Here is a 14231-nt window from a genome sequence, read left to right as displayed (position 1 = left end):
CGCCACCGACGCCCTCGCCGCCGGCACCGCCGAGCCCCCGCCCGCCCCCTGACGGTCCCTGACGATCGGTCCCCGGCGGCCCCCGGAGCCTGCCTGCGCCCGTCGCCGACCGGCTCCGGACGTCGGCCCGGCCGACTTCCCACTCCGCCCCGGTGCCGTCGGAGCGGTGCGGGCACGACGGAAGGACTCCGGCCCGACCGGTGCTGGCGGTACGGTGTGCGGAACCGGTTCCGTGATCCGGACGGCCGTCGTCCTCACCGCTCAGGAGCGCGCATGTCAGGGCAGTACCCCGGGCAGTTCGGCCCACCGCCCGGTGGCGCGCCGACCGGTGGCATACCCGGCGCCACGCCCCCGCCCTACGGCCGGACCCTGGTCGCCCGGCCCGCGGGCCCCGGTCGGCCGGCCGGCCCGTACGGCGTGCCCGGCCGGGTCCTGGTGGCCCTCGCGCCGCTGCTGAGCGTCGGCCTGCTCGGCATGGTGCCGTCGCTGCTGCTGGCCGTCCGCCGCCGCCGGGCGTACGACATCCTGGGCGCGGTGGTGTACGCCGGGCTCTTCCTCACCTTCTTCATCTGCATCGGGGTGGCCGGCAGCTTCGGAAAGGGCGAGGCGCCGGTCGCCGACGCGGTCGGCACCACGACGATGGTGCTGATGTGGTTCACCCCGCCGGTGCACTTCCTGCTGATGGACCGCCAGGTGGTCTGGTCGGCGGGCCGCCCGGCCGCTCCGGCCGGGGTAGGCGGGCACCCGCAGCCGGCCGGGTACGGCTACCCGTCCGCCCAGCCGTACGGCGCCGCCCAGCCCTACCCCTCCGCCCAGCCGTACGGGACGCCGCAGCCGTACACCCCCGCCCCGACCTACGGTGCGGCCCAGCCGTACGGGACCCCGGCCCCGGCCCCGTACCCGGCACCCGCCCCGGGTCCCTACCCGCAGGCCGGGCAGCCCGGGCAGGCCGCCCAGCCCCCGTACCGGTCCCACCCGCCGACCCGGGCCGTGGGCCAGGGGGACTCCGGCGCCGGTCCCGCCACCTCCGACGAACTGCGCGAGCTCGGCGAACTGCTGCGCCGTCAGGCCCGCGAGGACCGCCCGTGACCCTCGCCCGGGTGATCGGCGGCCGCTACCACCTCACCGAGAAGATCGGCCACGGCGGCATGGGCCAGGTCTGGGCCGGCCACGACGAGCGGCTCGCCCGCCCGGTCGCCGTCAAGCTGCTGCGCACCGACCTCCTCCTCGCCGCCACCGGCGGCACCGACCCGACCGCCGCCGACCGGCTCCGGCACGGCGACGACCTGCGCCGCCGCTTCCTCCGCGAGTGCCGCACCACCGCCGCCCTGGACCACCCGGGTCTGGTCACCGTCTTCGACGCCGGTGAGGAGGGCGGCGAGCTGTATCTGGTGATGCAGCGCGTCCCCGGTGTCAGCCTGGCCGACCTCATCGCCGAGGACGCGCCGTTCCCGGTCGAGCGCGCGGTCGCCGTGGCCGCCCAGCTCTGCGCCGCGCTGGCCGCCGTCCACGCGGTGCGGGTGGTCCACCGCGACCTCAAGCCCAGCAATGTGATGGTCCGGGAGGACGGCCGGACCGTCCTGCTGGACCTCGGCATCGCCACCGCGCTCGACCCCGAGGCCACCCGGCTCACCCTGACCGGCGTCCCGATCGGCAGCCCGTCGTACATGGCGCCGGAGCAGGCGCTGTCCGCCGCCGTCGACCCGCGCAGCGACCTGTACGCGCTCGGCTGCCTGCTGCACGAGATGCTGACCGGCGAAGGGCCGTTCCGGGCACCCACCGCGCTGGGGCTGCTGCGGCGGCACGTCGACGACCCGCCGGTGCCGCTGCGCGACCTGCGGCCCGAGGTGCCCTCCACGCTGGAGCGGCTCGTGCTCGACCTGCTCGCCAAGCGCCCGGGGGACCGGCCGGCCGACGCCCAGGAGGTGTACGGGCGGCTGCTGCCGCTGCTGCCCGCCGCCGTCTCGGTGCCGCAGCCCCGGTTCGGACCGCTGCCGGACCCGGCCCGGCCCTACCGCTACCCGCTCCAGCCGCAGCCGCGTCCGGAGGGCGTCGCCCCGGCGGCGCCGCCCCGGGTCGAACCGCCGCCGTTCCTGCTCGCGGCCGTGCCGAACCCGCCCGCCCCGGCAGTGCCGCAGGGCCCGCGGCCCGCACCCGCACCCGCATCCGCATCCGCCCCGCCCGTCCCGGCGGAGGAGGACTTCGCGGCGGCCTGCGCCCGGCTCTCCGACCTGGTCGACGCCGGCCGGCGCCCCGAGGTGCTCGACCTCGCCGCCCGGCTGCTGGCCCGCGGTCGGTCCGAACTCGGCGACGGCGCGGGGATGGTCCGCACCGTCCGGACCATCTACGCCCGCACCCTCCTCCAGGAGCGGCGCCACCACGAGGCCCTGGCCGAGTACCGGGCGCTCGCCGCCACCGCCGAGGGCGGTCCGCACGGCCGACGGGCGCTCGAACCGCGCCACCGGGTGGCCGAGTGCCTCGAACAGCTGGGCCGGGGCGCGGAGGCGCTCACCGAGTACCAGGCCCTGCTCGCGGTGTGGCCGGAGACCGAACCCGAGCGGCTGCTCGACCTCCGGGAACGGGTCGGTGTGCTGCTGGCCTCGCTCGGCGAGACGGAGGCGGCCTGGTCGTGGCTGCTCCAACTGCTCTTCGACCGCGAACGCCGCGACGGCCCGCACCACCCGGCGGTCCGCCGCCTGCGGCAGACCCTCGACACCCTCCAATCGCACCGCACCAACGCCACCCCCTGGCCCCCGCGCGCCTGACCTGTGCCCGCCTGACCTTGCGCGCCTGACCTGTGCCCGCCTGACGGGCATGACTTTCGACAGATCCGCAGCACCGGTGAGGTCCGTAGGGTCGGGCGGATGTGGACGAGAACGTGGTGGGACCGGGGGCTGCTGGCACTGGCGGCCGGGGCGTTCGGGCTGAGCGCGGTGTCCCTCTGGTGGACGGTGCCGGGCATCGGGGCGGCGTTCGCGGCCGGGGTGCGGATGGAGCGGGTGCGGGAGGCGGTCGCCCTGCTCGCGGCGCTGGTCACGGCCGGGGCACTGGTGACGGTGGTCGCCCCGGACCTGGCGGTGCAGGCGACGTCGGTCGTCTCCGTCCTGGTCTGCGCCGGAATGGCCCCGTGGATGGTGGGCCGGTTCTGGCGGCAGTCGCAGGAACTGGTGCGGGCCGGGTGGGAGCGGGCCGAACGGGCCGAGCACGAGCAGCGGTTGGTGGCCGAGCGGGCGCGGCTGCGCGAACGCGCCCGGATCGCGCAGGACATGCACGACGCGCTGGGCCACGACCTGAGCCTGATCGCCCTGCGGGCCGGTGCGCTCAAGCTGGCGCCCGACCTGGCCCCGCTGCACCGCGAGGCGGCGCAGGAGATCCGGGCGGGTGCGGCCGCCGCCGTCGAACGCCTCGGCGAGGTGATCGGCATCCTGCGGGACGACACGGACCCCCACACAGGCCGGGGCCCGGTCGACGCGGGCGTCCCGCAACTGGTGGCGGAGGCGGCCGCGGCGGGGCTGGACGTCCGGCTGACCGTCGACGGCCGGCCGGACGGGCTGCCGAGGGCGGCCGAGCACGCCGTGTACCGGGTGGTTCAGGAGGCGCTGACCAACGCTGCCAAGCACGCCCCGGGGGCGTCGGTCACGGTGCTGGTGGCCTACACGACGGACGGTGCCCGCGTCCGGGTGCTCGACGGTCCCCGATCGGCGGGCGAGCCGCCGGCCCGAGCCGGGGCGGGAACCGGCGTCACGGGAACGGGCGGTCACGGTCTGCTCGGGTTGGCCGAGCGGGTACGGCTGGCGGGTGGCACCTTCCACTACGGGCCCCGGCCCGACGGCGCCGGCTTCGAGGTGAGCGCCCACCTGCCGCGGACGGGTGCCCCGACCGTGGCTCCGGCGACGCCGGTCGCGCTGTCGCCGACCCGTGAACTGCGCCTGGCCCGCCGCCGGGTGGGCCGCATGGTGGTCGCGATCGTCCTGGTGCCGCTCTCCGTCGCGGTGCTGCTGACCACCGTGCTGCGGGGCTGGACGATCCACACCGCCGGGCGGTCCGTGCTCGATCCTGCCGACTACGCCGAACTGCGGGTCGGCCAGGACCGGTCCACCGTGCAGCGATTTCTGCCGGAACATCAGTTTCCGTACCATCCGTCCGTGGGCAACCCGCCACCCGGTGGAGAGGGAGTGACGTGCGAGTACTACGCGATGACGGCCGAGGCGTTCAACAACGACCGCTCGGGGGACGCGTACCGGCTCTGCTTCCGGGACGGCGTGCTGATCTCCCTGGACGCCCTGGTCCAGTGAGCACCCGATGAGCGACGGGGAACCGGAACACGGAGCCCCGACGCGGATCAGGGTGCTGATCGCGGACGACGAACCGATGGTCAGGGCCGGGGTGCGCGCGGTGCTCACCACCGATCCGGGGATCGAGATCGTCGCGGAGACCGGGGACGGGCGGGAGGCGGTCGAGCTGCTCCGCCGCCACCGGCCGGACGTCGCGGTGCTGGACATCCGGATGCCGGGCACGGACGGCATCACCGCCGCCGCCGAGATCCGGCGGGTGGGCGTCACCACCAGGACCGGAGCGGCTCCTGGGATCGTCATGCTGACCACCTTCGGTGAGGACGACTACATCCTGCGCGCCCTGAGCGGGGGCGCCAACGGATTCCTGATCAAGTCCGGCGAGCCGGAGGAGCTGATCGCCGGGGTGCGTGCGGTGGCCGACGGGGCGGCCTATCTGTCACCCAAGGTGGCCGCCCGGGTGGTGGCCCACCTCGCCGCCACCCGGTCCGGCGGTCCGGCCGACCGCCGGGCCGCGGCCCAGCGGCAGGTGGCCGGACTGACCGCCCGTGAGCGGGATGTGCTGACGCTGGTCGCCGCCGGACTGTCCAACGGTCAGATCGCCCGCCGGATCGGTGTGGTGGAAGGCACGGTGAAGGCGCACGTCAGCTCCGTCCTGGCCCGGCTGGGAGTGGCCAACCGGGCGGCCGCCGCCGTCCTCGCCCACGAGGCCGGCCTGGTGGCGGGCCCGGCCGGCTGAAACCGGAACCGGGCCCGGAACCGGAACAGGGGCCGAGGTGCGGGCAGCGGCCGGGGGAGCCAGCAGCAACGGACCGAGCAGCCGAACCCGGCCCGCCGCGCCGACCGCAGCCGTCGCCGAGGGCAGCAGCGCCACCACCACAGCCGCCGTGACCGCCCCGCCCAGCGCAGCCCCGGCGGCCACGTCGTGCGGGTAGTGCACGCCTGCGGCCACCCGGAGGGCGGCCGTACCGAGGCCGGCCGGGACGACCAGCCACGCCCAGCGCGGTCGTAGCAGCACCAGGCCGGTGGCCATGGCGACGGCGAGGGTGGCGTGGTTGCTGGGGAACGACCAGTCGCCCGGCGGCGGGCAGTCGGCGCGTGCGGCGGCCGGAAGTCCGGCCAGGGCCCGGCAGGGGCGCTCCTCGTCGAGCACCAGCTTCAACGCCTCGCTCGCCCCGTACGCGAGCACGGTACCGAGGCCGGTCAGCACCACGCCCGCGACGGTGTCGGCGGCCCGCCGCCCGCGTGCCGTCCACCAGACCAGCGCCAGCAGCAGGCCCAGCACCAGCAGGCCGGCCTCGGTGGCGGGCTCCAGCAGGGCGGCGAGGCGGGGCGGGGCTTCGGCGACGGCCTCGGCGACCCGGCGGTAGCCGACCGACGACCAGCCATGGGCCGGCGGGCCCGCCCCGGCTGCACCACCGCCGGCCGGAGCAAGCCACCCGACCGCACCGGCGCCGGTGCCGAGGAGCGCCACCGCGAGGACTGTCCTGTTCCTGATCGTGTTCGTCATGACACGGACGGTAGGAGTCGGAGGTGGCTCCCGACCCGACCCGAAAGACAGGGTCCGACCTTGACGATCGTCAGGGTTGACGCGAGCCCGGTGCCGTGTCGGCGCCCGGCCCGGCTGGGCCGTTCGGGGGACGGTCCGCAGCGCCCCGGGCACCCCGCCCTACGCTCGGGGGATCCGCGCCGCCCGCACCCGTCGCCTGCCCCGCCGCCCCGCAAGCGCCCGCACCCGGAGACCCGCCATGCACCGTCGCCGGACCCCCAGGAGCCCCAGCACCGCCAGCACCCCCAGCACCGCCAGCACCCCCAGCACCGCCAGCACCGCGAGGACCCCCAGGACCGTCACGACCACGACGACCGTCGTCGCCGTCCTGTTCGCCGTCCCCGGGCTGGCCGGGTGCGGCGGGGGCGGGCTGACTCCGGGCACGGCGGCGGTGCTGGACGGACGACGGATCCCGGTGGACGCGGTGGAGGCCAGGGTGGCGGCGCTGCGGCACGCCCCGGGCGGGGTGTCGGCGGACGCGCGGTGGGAGACGGAGGGCCCGGCCCGGCGGGCGGTCACCGAGCTGGTGCTCGACGCGGTGGTGGCCCGCGCGGTCGCGGACCGGGGCCCGGCGGTCGCGGAGGCCGAGGTGGCGGCCGCCCGGGCGGAGGAGGAACGGCGCCTCGGCGGCGCCGGGCGGCTGGCCCGGGCCCTGGCGGAGCAGGGTGTTCCGGCCGAGGCGATCGACGACCGCCTCGGCCGCGAGCTGGGGATCCGCCGACTCGCCGCGGCCGCCGGGGCGGACGCCGACACCCCGGCGGGCGACGCCGCCGTCCGCCGGATCCTGGCCGCCACGGCCACCGCGTTCCACCTGCGGGTGAACCCCCGCTACGGCACCTGGGACCCGGACCGCGCCGCCCTCGCCCCGGCCGGCCGCTCCCGGCCCACTGGCTGAGGCCGCCGCGCGGCCCGACGGGAGTACGGCAGCAAGGGGTGCCCCGACCCGCGCCGGCCGCGCGGAAACCCGGCGGCGGGGCCGTCGGGCGGACGGGTAGGTTCGAGGGGTGACGACGAATCCTCCGGGCGCGAAGCTGATCCTCCTCATCACGACCCACCGGGTGGCCCCCGGCCTGCTGTCCTGGCCGGCCTGGGAGGCCCTGCGCTCGGCCGGGCGGGTACTGGCCGGCGACGCCGGTCACCCGCAGCTGCCGGCCCTGCGGCAGGCGGGTGTCGAGGTGGAGGTCGTGGCGCCGGGCTCCGCCCCCGCGCTGGCCCGGCTGCTGACCGGTGCCCCGGCGGACGGCGCCGCCGGAAACGGGAACGGGAACGGGAACGGGTCGACGGTCTGGCTGGGCGGCCCGGACGGCGACCCGGGGCTGACCGACGCGCTGGCCCGGCTCGCGGTCGAGCACGCCGGCGAGGTGCCGGAGATCGAGGTGCTGCCGGGCTCGTACGACCTGCCGGGCTCCCGGCTGCTGGACCTGGTGTCCGTGATGGACCGCCTCCGCTCGCCCGGCGGCTGCCCGTGGGACGCCGAGCAGACCCACGCCAGCCTGGTGAAGTACCTGGTCGAGGAGGCCTTCGAGCTGGTCGAGGCGATCGAGGAGGGCGACCGCGACAGCCTCCGCGAGGAGCTCGGCGACGTGCTGCTCCAGGTCTTCTTCCACTCCCGGATCGCCGAGGAGCACCCCACCGGGGCGTTCTCGATCGACGATGTGGCGGGCGACATCGTCGAGAAGCTGATGTACCGGCACCCGCACGTGTTCGGGGACACCGAGGCGGACGGCGCGGCCGAGGTGGAGGCCAACTGGGAGACGCTGAAGGCGGCCGAGAAGTCGGACCGCGAGTCGGTGCTGGACGGCGTCCCGGCCGGGCTGCCCTCGCTGGCGTACGCGGCGAAGCTGGTGTCGCGGGTGCGCCGGTCCGGGTTCGCGGGCGTGCCGGACGAGCCGTACGAGCTGCCGGCCGAGCTCACGGCGGAGTCCGCGGGCCGGCTGCTGCTCGCGGTGGCGCAGCGCGCGCACGATGCCGGGCTCGACGTGGACGCCGCGCTGCGGGCGGCGGCGCGGGGGTACCGCGACACGGTGCGCGCAGCCGAGGGCCTGAAGCCCGCCGAGTGACCCGGCTGCCAGACTGACCCGGCCGCCCGACTGACCGGGCAGCCCGGGCAACCGAGCGACCGGGCAGCCCCGAGCCGGCCGAAGCAGCCCCCCGACCGCCCCGGTCCTCAGGCCGCGGCGACGTCCGCCACCGGACGGCGCTGCGGCGGAACGACCTCACCGATCGCCTCGCCGACCAGCGCGACGAGTTCGGCGAGCCGCTCCAGGTCGAGGTGGGCGGGCAGGTCGGAGAGGGAGACGATCCGCTCGCCGTCCGGTCCGGCCACGCAGAACAGGTCGATCGGGCCGAGGTGCTTCTCGGCGGTGTCGACCAGTGCGGCGACATCGCTGGGGCGGCGGACGTCGCCGCACACCCCGACGACCGGGCAGCCCGGCCGGTCGAGTTCGGTGGCGAGGTCCTCGGCGACCCCGCTCCGCTGGTCGGCGATCAGCATCCCGGCGGCTCCCGCCGCGGTGAAGCGGCGGGCGAGGCCCGCCCCCGACCCGCCGTCGAGTACCGCGATCACGATGACCGCACCGGTGACCCGCATGGCCCTGCTCCTCCCTGTGGGCGGCTCCGCACCGGCGCCCACGGACATCTTGCGGAGGATCGTAGGCACGACCTGATCCTCCGCAACAGGAATTACCCCTCAGGTGACCAGGCTCACGCCTGCTCCGGCCCACCATCACCGGAACGATCACCGGAACGACCGGCGGGGCGGAAACAGCGGCGGGAACAGCGGCAGCAACGGCGGCGCGAACAGCGGCACGAACGGCGGCAGGAACAGCGCCGCGAACGGCAGCGGGACCGCGCCGCCCACGGTGCGGTGCCGGTGACGCGCCCGGGATACCGTCGACCCATGCCAGCTCAGCCCGCCTCCGCCCGCCCGCCCCTGTTCACCTGGGAGTTCGCCGCCGACCCCTACCCGGCGTACGCGTGGCTGCGCGAGCACGAGCCGGTGCACCGGACCACCCTGCCCAGTGGTGTGGAGGCCTGGCTGGTCACCCGGTACGCCGACGCCCGCCAGGCGCTCGCGGACAGCCGGCTCTCCAAGAACCCGGCGCACCACAGCGAGCAGGCCCACCGCACCGGCCGGGTCGGCATCCCGGGCGAGCGCCAGGCCGACCTGATGACGCACCTGCTGAACATCGACCCGCCGGACCACACCCGGCTGCGCCGCCTGGTGTCGAAGGCCTTCACCCCGCGCCGGGTGGCCGCCTTCGAGCCCCGGGTGCAGCAGCTCACGGACCGGCTGATCGACGGCTTCGCGGCGCGCGGATCGGCCGACCTCATCCACGAGTTCGCCTTCCCGCTCCCCATCTACGCGATCTGCGACCTGCTCGGGGTGCCGGCCGAGGACCAGGACGACTTCCGGGACTGGGCCGGGATGATGATCCGGCACGGCGGCGGCCAACGCGGCGGTGTGGGGCGGGCGGTGAAGCGGATGCGGGCCTACCTCGCGGAGCTGATCCACCGCAAGCGCGCGGACCCCGGGGACGATCTGATCTCGGGGCTGATCCGGGCCAGCGACCACGGTGAGCACCTCACCGAGAACGAGGCCGCGGCGATGGCCTTCATCCTGCTCTTCGCGGGCTTCGAGACGACGGTGAACCTGATCGGCAACGGCGTCTACGCGCTGCTGCGCAACCCGGGTCAGCGGGCCCTGCTCCAGGAGTCGATCGGGCGCGGCGAGAGCGCGCTGCTGGAGACCGGCATCGAGGAACTCCTCCGCTACGACGGCCCGGTGGAGCTGGCCACCTGGCGGTTCGCGACGAGTCCGCTGACCATCGGCGGGGTGGAGATCCCGGTCGGCGACCCGGTGCTGGTGGTGCTGGCGGCGGCGGACCGGGACCCGGCGCGGTTCGCGGACGAGAACACCCTCGACCTGGCCCGGGCGGACAACCCGCACCTGGGCTTCGGGCACGGCATCCACTACTGCATCGGCGCCCCGCTGGCGCGTCTGGAGGGGCGGGCCGCGCTGACCACCCTGCTGTCCCGGCTGCCGGACCTCCGGCTCGCCGCGGACCCGGAGGAACTGCGCTGGCGCGGTGGTCTGATCATGCGGGGACTTCGTGAACTTCCGGTGGAATTCACGCCGGAATCGACATCGGGGGCAACCTCCGCCGACCCCTCGGCAGTTCACTGAGGGGGACTCACGACACGCTGACGCGCAGTCTCCGCAGCGCGACTTCGTCGGGTGTGAACCTCCATCAATCCGGACATACCTCTTCGGTTGGTAGGCAATCCATCACGTGACGTGATTTCCGTGTGATAGCGGCGATATGAGCTTGTGATTGCTCTGAAGATCTGTCTACTCTCCGGGGAGCCCGCGGAAGCGGGTCCCGTGCGCGGAACGCCGAGTCCTGCCCGCCGCGTCACCGGAAACCGACCAGAACCCTGGGCAGGGGCGGGGGAACCAGGTCTTGCGCCGTCTCCCACGGCTTGGGGTGAAGCCGCCTCCGCGCGGCCGGGCCACCTCCCGGTCCGAACCCGACAGCTCACCTCGCAGGCGTGCGGAGAGGGACTTCTTCATGCTGTTCGTCGGAACCGGCCGTCACCGTCGCCGCACCCAGACCGAGAAGGCCATCGCCGTCGCCGGTGTCGCCGGTGTCGGACTGGCGATGCCGATCCTCACCGCCACCGGCGCCTCGGCCGCCCCGGCCTCGACCTGGGACGCGGTCGCCCAGTGCGAGAGCGGGGGCAACTGGAGCATCAACACCGGCAACGGCTTCTACGGGGGCCTGCAGTTCACCTCCAGCACCTGGAAGGCGTTCGGCGGCACGTCCTACGCGCCGCAGGCCAACCAGGCCTCGAAGGCGGCGCAGATCACCGTCGCCGAGAAGGTGCTGGCCTCGCAGGGTCCGGGCGCCTGGCCGGTGTGCTCCAAGAAGGCCGGTCTGAGCAAGGGCGGTGCCCCGGCGGCGGTCGACGCCTCGGCGGACGCAGCCCCGGCCGCCCCGGCCGCCCCGAAGCCGCAGGCACCGCAGGCGCAGATCGAGCAGCAGGCCCCGAAGGCCGCGCCGAAGCACGCCGCCCCCAAGTCGCAGGCCCAGCAGGCCCAGTCGGCCCCGCAGACGCAGCAGGCCCCGCAGTACGCGCCGAAGCACGCCCAGCCGGCTCCGCAGGTCCAGCAGCAGGCGCAGCAGCAGACCCAGTCGCAGGCGCCGTCGTTCTCCGGCCGGGCCGGCTGGGACGCCGACGCCAAGGTGTTCTGGTACCAGAACAACGGTGCCTGGTACTGGACCAGCCACCAGGGCGTGTACCAGCAGTACGCGGGTCAGGGCACCGCTCCCGCGCCGCAGCAGGCGCAGCAGGCCCCGCAGGTCCAGCAGACCCAGCAGGCGCAGGCCGGCCCGGGCTACACCGTCCGCTCCGGCGACACGCTCGCCGGGATCGCGACCGCGCAGGGTGTCCAGGGCGGCTGGCAGGCCCTCTACGACGGCAACCGCGGCACCGTCGGCGGCGACCCGGACCTGATCGTCCCCGGTCAGGTCCTCGCTCTCGGCTGACCCTCCCGCACGTCCCGGCGCTGTGCGCCCAGCGCCCAGCCCGGCGCTCAGCGCCCACCGCCGACCGGTTCACCGCCCACTGCCCGCCTGTCCGTCACCGGACCGGCGGGCAGGGCGGCGTGACCGCTCCGGCCCGGTCCGCCCCCTTCGTCCGCCCCGGGGCGTCCGAGGCCGGGCAACCAGGTGAACTACCGGTGGGTAGCACAGCCACACGCTGAGACGGAGCCGAGGTCGACGTGGCCCGGACAGCCGGTGCGGTTAGGCTCTGGTCGTAACGACTCCGCAATCGTCCGGTCGACGGCACCCCACTGTCAGCCGGTACCTGCTTCCGCTAGGAGATGCCTCGTGCCGTCCATCGATGTCGTCGTAGCCCGTGAGATTCTCGACTCGCGCGGCAACCCCACGGTCGAGGTCGAGGTCGGCCTCGACGACGGCAGCACCGGCCGTGCCGCTGTCCCGTCGGGTGCCTCCACCGGTGCCTTCGAGGCCCTGGAGCTCCGCGACGGCGACAAGAACCGCTACTTCGGCAAGGGTGTGGAGAAGGCCGTCCTGGCCGTCATCGAGCAGATCGGCCCGGAGCTGGTCGGCTACGACGCCACCGAGCAGCGCCTGATCGACCAGGCCATGCTCGACCTGGACGCCACCCCGGACAAGTCCTCGCTCGGCGCCAACGCCATCCTCGGCGTCTCGCTGGCCGTCGCGCACGCCGCCTCCGAGGCCAGCGACCTGCCGCTGTTCCGCTACCTGGGCGGCCCGAACGCGCACGTCCTGCCGGTCCCGATGATGAACATCCTCAACGGTGGCTCGCACGCGGACTCCAACGTCGACATCCAGGAGTTCATGATCGCTCCGATCGGCGCGGAGTCCTTCTCCGAGGCCGTCCGCTGGGGCGTTGAGGTCTACCACACGCTCAAGGGCGTGCTGAAGGAGCGCGGCCTCTCCACCGGTCTGGGCGACGAGGGCGGCTTCGCCCCGAACCTGGACTCCAACCGCGAGGCCCTCGACCTCATCGTCGAGGCCATCCAGAAGGCCGGCTACGTGCCGGGCAAGGACATCGCGCTGGCCCTGGACGTCGCCGCCTCCGAGTTCTACGAGGACGACGCCTACCAGTTCGAGGGCAAGGGGCTCACCTCCGCCGAGCTCATCGAGTACTACGCCGGCCTGGTCGCCGCCTACCCGCTGGTCTCGATCGAGGACCCGCTGGACGAGTCGGACTGGGACGGCTGGAAGGCCATGACCGAGAAGCTGGGCGACAAGGTCCAGCTGGTCGGCGACGACCTGTTCGTCACCAACCCGGCCCGCCTGGCCCGCGGCATCGAGACCGGCACCGCCAACGCGCTGCTGGTGAAGGTCAACCAGATCGGTTCGCTGACCGAGACCCTGGACGCCGTCGAGCTGGCCCAGCGCAACGGCTACCGCTGCATGATGTCCCACCGCTCCGGCGAGACCGAGGACGTCACCATCGCCGACCTGGCCGTCGCCACCAACTGCGGCCAGATCAAGACCGGTGCCCCGGCCCGCTCCGAGCGCGTCGCCAAGTACAACCAGCTGCTGCGCATCGAGGAGATCCTCGACGACGCCGCCGAGTACGCCGGCCGCGGCGCCTTCCCGCGGTTCAAGCACGAGGGCTGACCCGCCCGGCCGCCCGAGTGGCGCACGCCTGACCGGTGCCCCGCCGTTCACCCCGTAGGGTGGACGGCGGGGCACCGTCGCGACCAGGAGGGGACACCGGAGATGGCAGGCTGGAGGATCCCGGGCTTGGCGGCCCGGCCTCGGTTCACGAGCCGGGCGACCGTCCTGGTCCTCGTGCTCTGCTCACTGGTGGCGATCCTGGCCTACCCGACCCGGCAGTTCATCTCGCAGCGGTCCGAGATCACGGCGCAGCGCGCCCGGGCCGAGCACGCCCGGCAGCAGGTCGAGCAGCTGCGCCGGGAGAAGGCCCGCTGGCAGGACCCGGAGTACGTCAAGGCGCAGGCCAGGACCCGGCTGCACTACGCGATGCCGGGGGAGACCCCGTACATCGCGGTGGACCCGGCGGCCCAGGACCCGGCGAAGTCCTCGCTGGGCGCGCCGCCGCCCGCGCAGGGCCCGGCCACCGGGACGGTCAAGGCCGCCCGGCCCTGGTACGCCAGTGTCTGGGACTCCGTGGACGCCGCTGCCGCCGCTCCCGTTGCCCCCGCGACCCCTGCTGCCCCGGCGCAGCCCGCCCCTTCCTCACCACCCGCCCCCGTCCCCGCTGGAGACAGCCCCTCCCATGACCACTGAGAACCACCCCTCCGTCTCCGACCAGGACGTCGCGGCCATCGCCGCGCAGCTCGGCCGGGTCCCGCGCGGTCTGCGCGGCGTCGCCCACCGCTGCCCGTGCGGCAACCCGGACGTCGTGGAGACGGCGCCCCGACTGCCGGACGGCACGCCGTTCCCGACGCTCTACTACCTGACCTGCCCCAAGGCCGCCTCGCTGATCGGCACCCTGGAGGCGGACGGCGTGATGAAGGAGCAGAGCGCCCGGCTCGCCGAGGACCCGGAGCTGGCCTCGGCCTACCAGAAGGCGCACGAGGACTACATCGCCCGCCGGGACGCCATCGAGGTGCTGGAGGGCTTCCCGAGCGCCGGCGGCATGCCGGACCGGGTCAAGTGCCTGCACGTGCTGGTCGGCCACTCGCTGGCGGCCGGCGAGGGCGTCAACCCGCTGGGCGACGAGGCGATCGGGATGCTGGAGGACTGGTGGGCCAAGGGCCCGTGCGTGTCCCCGGCGGAGGTCGAGGCGGCCGGTGAGCGGGTACTCCGCAACCGGGCCAAGGAGCAGGACCACCAGGCCGTGATCGCGGCCAAGGAGCAGAA

At 75.0% G+C, this 14231-nt stretch carries 12 protein-coding genes, 2 pseudogenes and 1 riboswitch; of the genes and pseudogenes, 11 read left to right on the top strand and 3 right to left on the bottom strand.

Annotated elements, in window-relative coordinates; all coding sequences use genetic code 11:
- Nucleotides 1-273: 273 nt before the first annotated feature.
- The 4 genes from BI06_RS50910 to BI06_RS19170 all read left to right on the top strand — a co-directional run bounded on the left by BI06_RS50910 (nucleotide 274) and on the right by BI06_RS19170 (nucleotide 5031).
- Nucleotides 274-1089, top strand: a complete 816-nt coding sequence (locus BI06_RS50910) for a hypothetical protein (protein WP_043469346.1) — start codon at nucleotides 274-276, stop codon at nucleotides 1087-1089.
- Complete coding sequence (locus tag BI06_RS19180; RefSeq protein ID WP_304440883.1) at nucleotides 1086-2765, top strand: protein kinase; 1680 nt, start codon at nucleotides 1086-1088, stop codon at nucleotides 2763-2765. The genes BI06_RS50910 and BI06_RS19180 overlap by 4 nt, the downstream gene beginning before the upstream one ends.
- Nucleotides 2766-2864: 99 nt before the next feature.
- The gene (locus BI06_RS19175; protein WP_051741258.1) at nucleotides 2865-4295 is read left to right on the top strand and encodes a sensor histidine kinase; all 1431 of its coding nucleotides are present in this window, start codon (nucleotides 2865-2867) and stop codon (nucleotides 4293-4295) included.
- Between the two features lie 7 nt (nucleotides 4296-4302).
- The gene (locus BI06_RS19170; protein ID WP_051741256.1) at nucleotides 4303-5031 is read left to right on the top strand and encodes a response regulator transcription factor; all 729 of its coding nucleotides are present in this window, start codon (nucleotides 4303-4305) and stop codon (nucleotides 5029-5031) included.
- Between the two features lie 144 nt (nucleotides 5032-5175).
- On the opposite strand, the pseudogene BI06_RS53670 reads toward BI06_RS19170, so the two are convergent.
- Nucleotides 5176-5802 (bottom strand): annotated as a pseudogene (locus BI06_RS53670) (phosphatase PAP2 family protein); the annotation flags it as partial.
- A gap of 238 nt (nucleotides 5803-6040) precedes the next feature.
- Between BI06_RS53670 and BI06_RS19165 the strand changes: the two are divergent.
- Nucleotides 6041-6736 carry a hypothetical protein gene (locus BI06_RS19165; protein ID WP_051741254.1) on the top strand — a complete coding sequence of 232 codons (696 nt, stop codon included), beginning with the start codon at nucleotides 6041-6043 and terminating at the stop codon, nucleotides 6734-6736.
- A 109-nt stretch (nucleotides 6737-6845) separates the two neighbouring features.
- Nucleotides 6846-7901, top strand: coding sequence for a MazG family protein (locus tag BI06_RS19160; RefSeq protein WP_030398011.1), 1056 nt, complete (start codon nucleotides 6846-6848; stop codon nucleotides 7899-7901).
- Nucleotides 7902-8008: 107 nt separating this feature from the next.
- Here BI06_RS19160 and BI06_RS19155 read toward each other — a convergent pair whose 3' ends face one another.
- Together BI06_RS19155 and BI06_RS54735 are read right to left on the bottom strand one after the other, a co-directional pair.
- Entirely contained in the window at nucleotides 8009-8500 is a 492-nt protein-coding gene (locus BI06_RS19155; protein ID WP_082558545.1) for an SDR family NAD(P)-dependent oxidoreductase, read from the bottom strand.
- Between the two features lie 78 nt (nucleotides 8501-8578).
- Nucleotides 8579-8701 carry a hypothetical protein gene (locus BI06_RS54735; RefSeq protein ID WP_255360228.1) on the bottom strand — a complete coding sequence of 41 codons (123 nt, stop codon included), beginning with the start codon at nucleotides 8699-8701 and terminating at the stop codon, nucleotides 8579-8581.
- A 39-nt stretch (nucleotides 8702-8740) separates the two neighbouring features.
- Here BI06_RS54735 and BI06_RS19150 point away from each other — a divergent pair, with 39 nt between their 5' ends.
- The 5 genes and pseudogenes from BI06_RS19150 to BI06_RS19130 all read left to right on the top strand — a co-directional run.
- Nucleotides 8741-10027 carry a cytochrome P450 gene (locus tag BI06_RS19150; RefSeq protein ID WP_030398009.1) on the top strand — a complete coding sequence of 429 codons (1287 nt, stop codon included), beginning with the start codon at nucleotides 8741-8743 and terminating at the stop codon, nucleotides 10025-10027.
- Between the two features lie 231 nt (nucleotides 10028-10258).
- Nucleotides 10259-10407, top strand: a riboswitch (cyclic di-AMP (ydaO/yuaA leader).
- A 5-nt stretch (nucleotides 10408-10412) separates the two neighbouring features.
- Complete coding sequence (locus tag BI06_RS55175) at nucleotides 10413-11390, top strand: transglycosylase family protein (RefSeq protein ID WP_043469344.1); 978 nt, start codon at nucleotides 10413-10415, stop codon at nucleotides 11388-11390.
- A gap of 345 nt (nucleotides 11391-11735) precedes the next feature.
- Entirely contained in the window at nucleotides 11736-13022 is a 1287-nt protein-coding gene (eno, locus tag BI06_RS19140) for a phosphopyruvate hydratase (RefSeq protein WP_030398007.1), read from the top strand.
- Between the two features lie 126 nt (nucleotides 13023-13148).
- Complete coding sequence (locus BI06_RS19135; RefSeq protein WP_233290192.1) at nucleotides 13149-13655, top strand: septum formation initiator family protein; 507 nt, start codon at nucleotides 13149-13151, stop codon at nucleotides 13653-13655.
- Nucleotides 13627-14166: pseudogene (locus tag BI06_RS19130) on the top strand (DUF501 domain-containing protein); the annotation flags it as partial. The gene BI06_RS19135 and the pseudogene BI06_RS19130, both read left to right, overlap by 29 nt.
- Nucleotides 14167-14231: the final 65 nt, after the last annotated feature.

Origin of the sequence: Kitasatospora sp. MBT66 (genome assembly GCF_000710405.2) — a bacterium.
Classification (GTDB): domain Bacteria; phylum Actinomycetota; class Actinomycetes; order Streptomycetales; family Streptomycetaceae; genus Kitasatospora; species Kitasatospora purpeofusca.
The sequence above is the reverse complement of the archived record's forward strand: the minus strand, read 5'-3'. Positions and strand labels throughout refer to the sequence as shown.

Excerpts from the sequence above, each read along its gene's own strand:
- BI06_RS19150 (WP_030398009.1), top strand. The coding sequence starts at position 8,741 with ATGCCAGCTCAGCCCGCCTCCGCCCGCCCGCCCCTGTTCACCTGGGAG.
- BI06_RS19165 (WP_051741254.1), top strand. The coding sequence starts at position 6,041 with ATGCACCGTCGCCGGACCCCCAGGAGCCCCAGCACCGCCAGCACCCCC.
- BI06_RS19170 (WP_051741256.1), top strand. The coding sequence starts at position 4,303 with ATGAGCGACGGGGAACCGGAACACGGAGCCCCGACGCGGATCAGGGTG.
- BI06_RS55175 (WP_043469344.1), top strand. The coding sequence starts at position 10,413 with ATGCTGTTCGTCGGAACCGGCCGTCACCGTCGCCGCACCCAGACCGAG.
- BI06_RS50910 (WP_043469346.1), top strand. The coding sequence starts at position 274 with ATGTCAGGGCAGTACCCCGGGCAGTTCGGCCCACCGCCCGGTGGCGCG.
- BI06_RS19175 (WP_051741258.1), top strand. The coding sequence starts at position 2,865 with ATGTGGACGAGAACGTGGTGGGACCGGGGGCTGCTGGCACTGGCGGCC.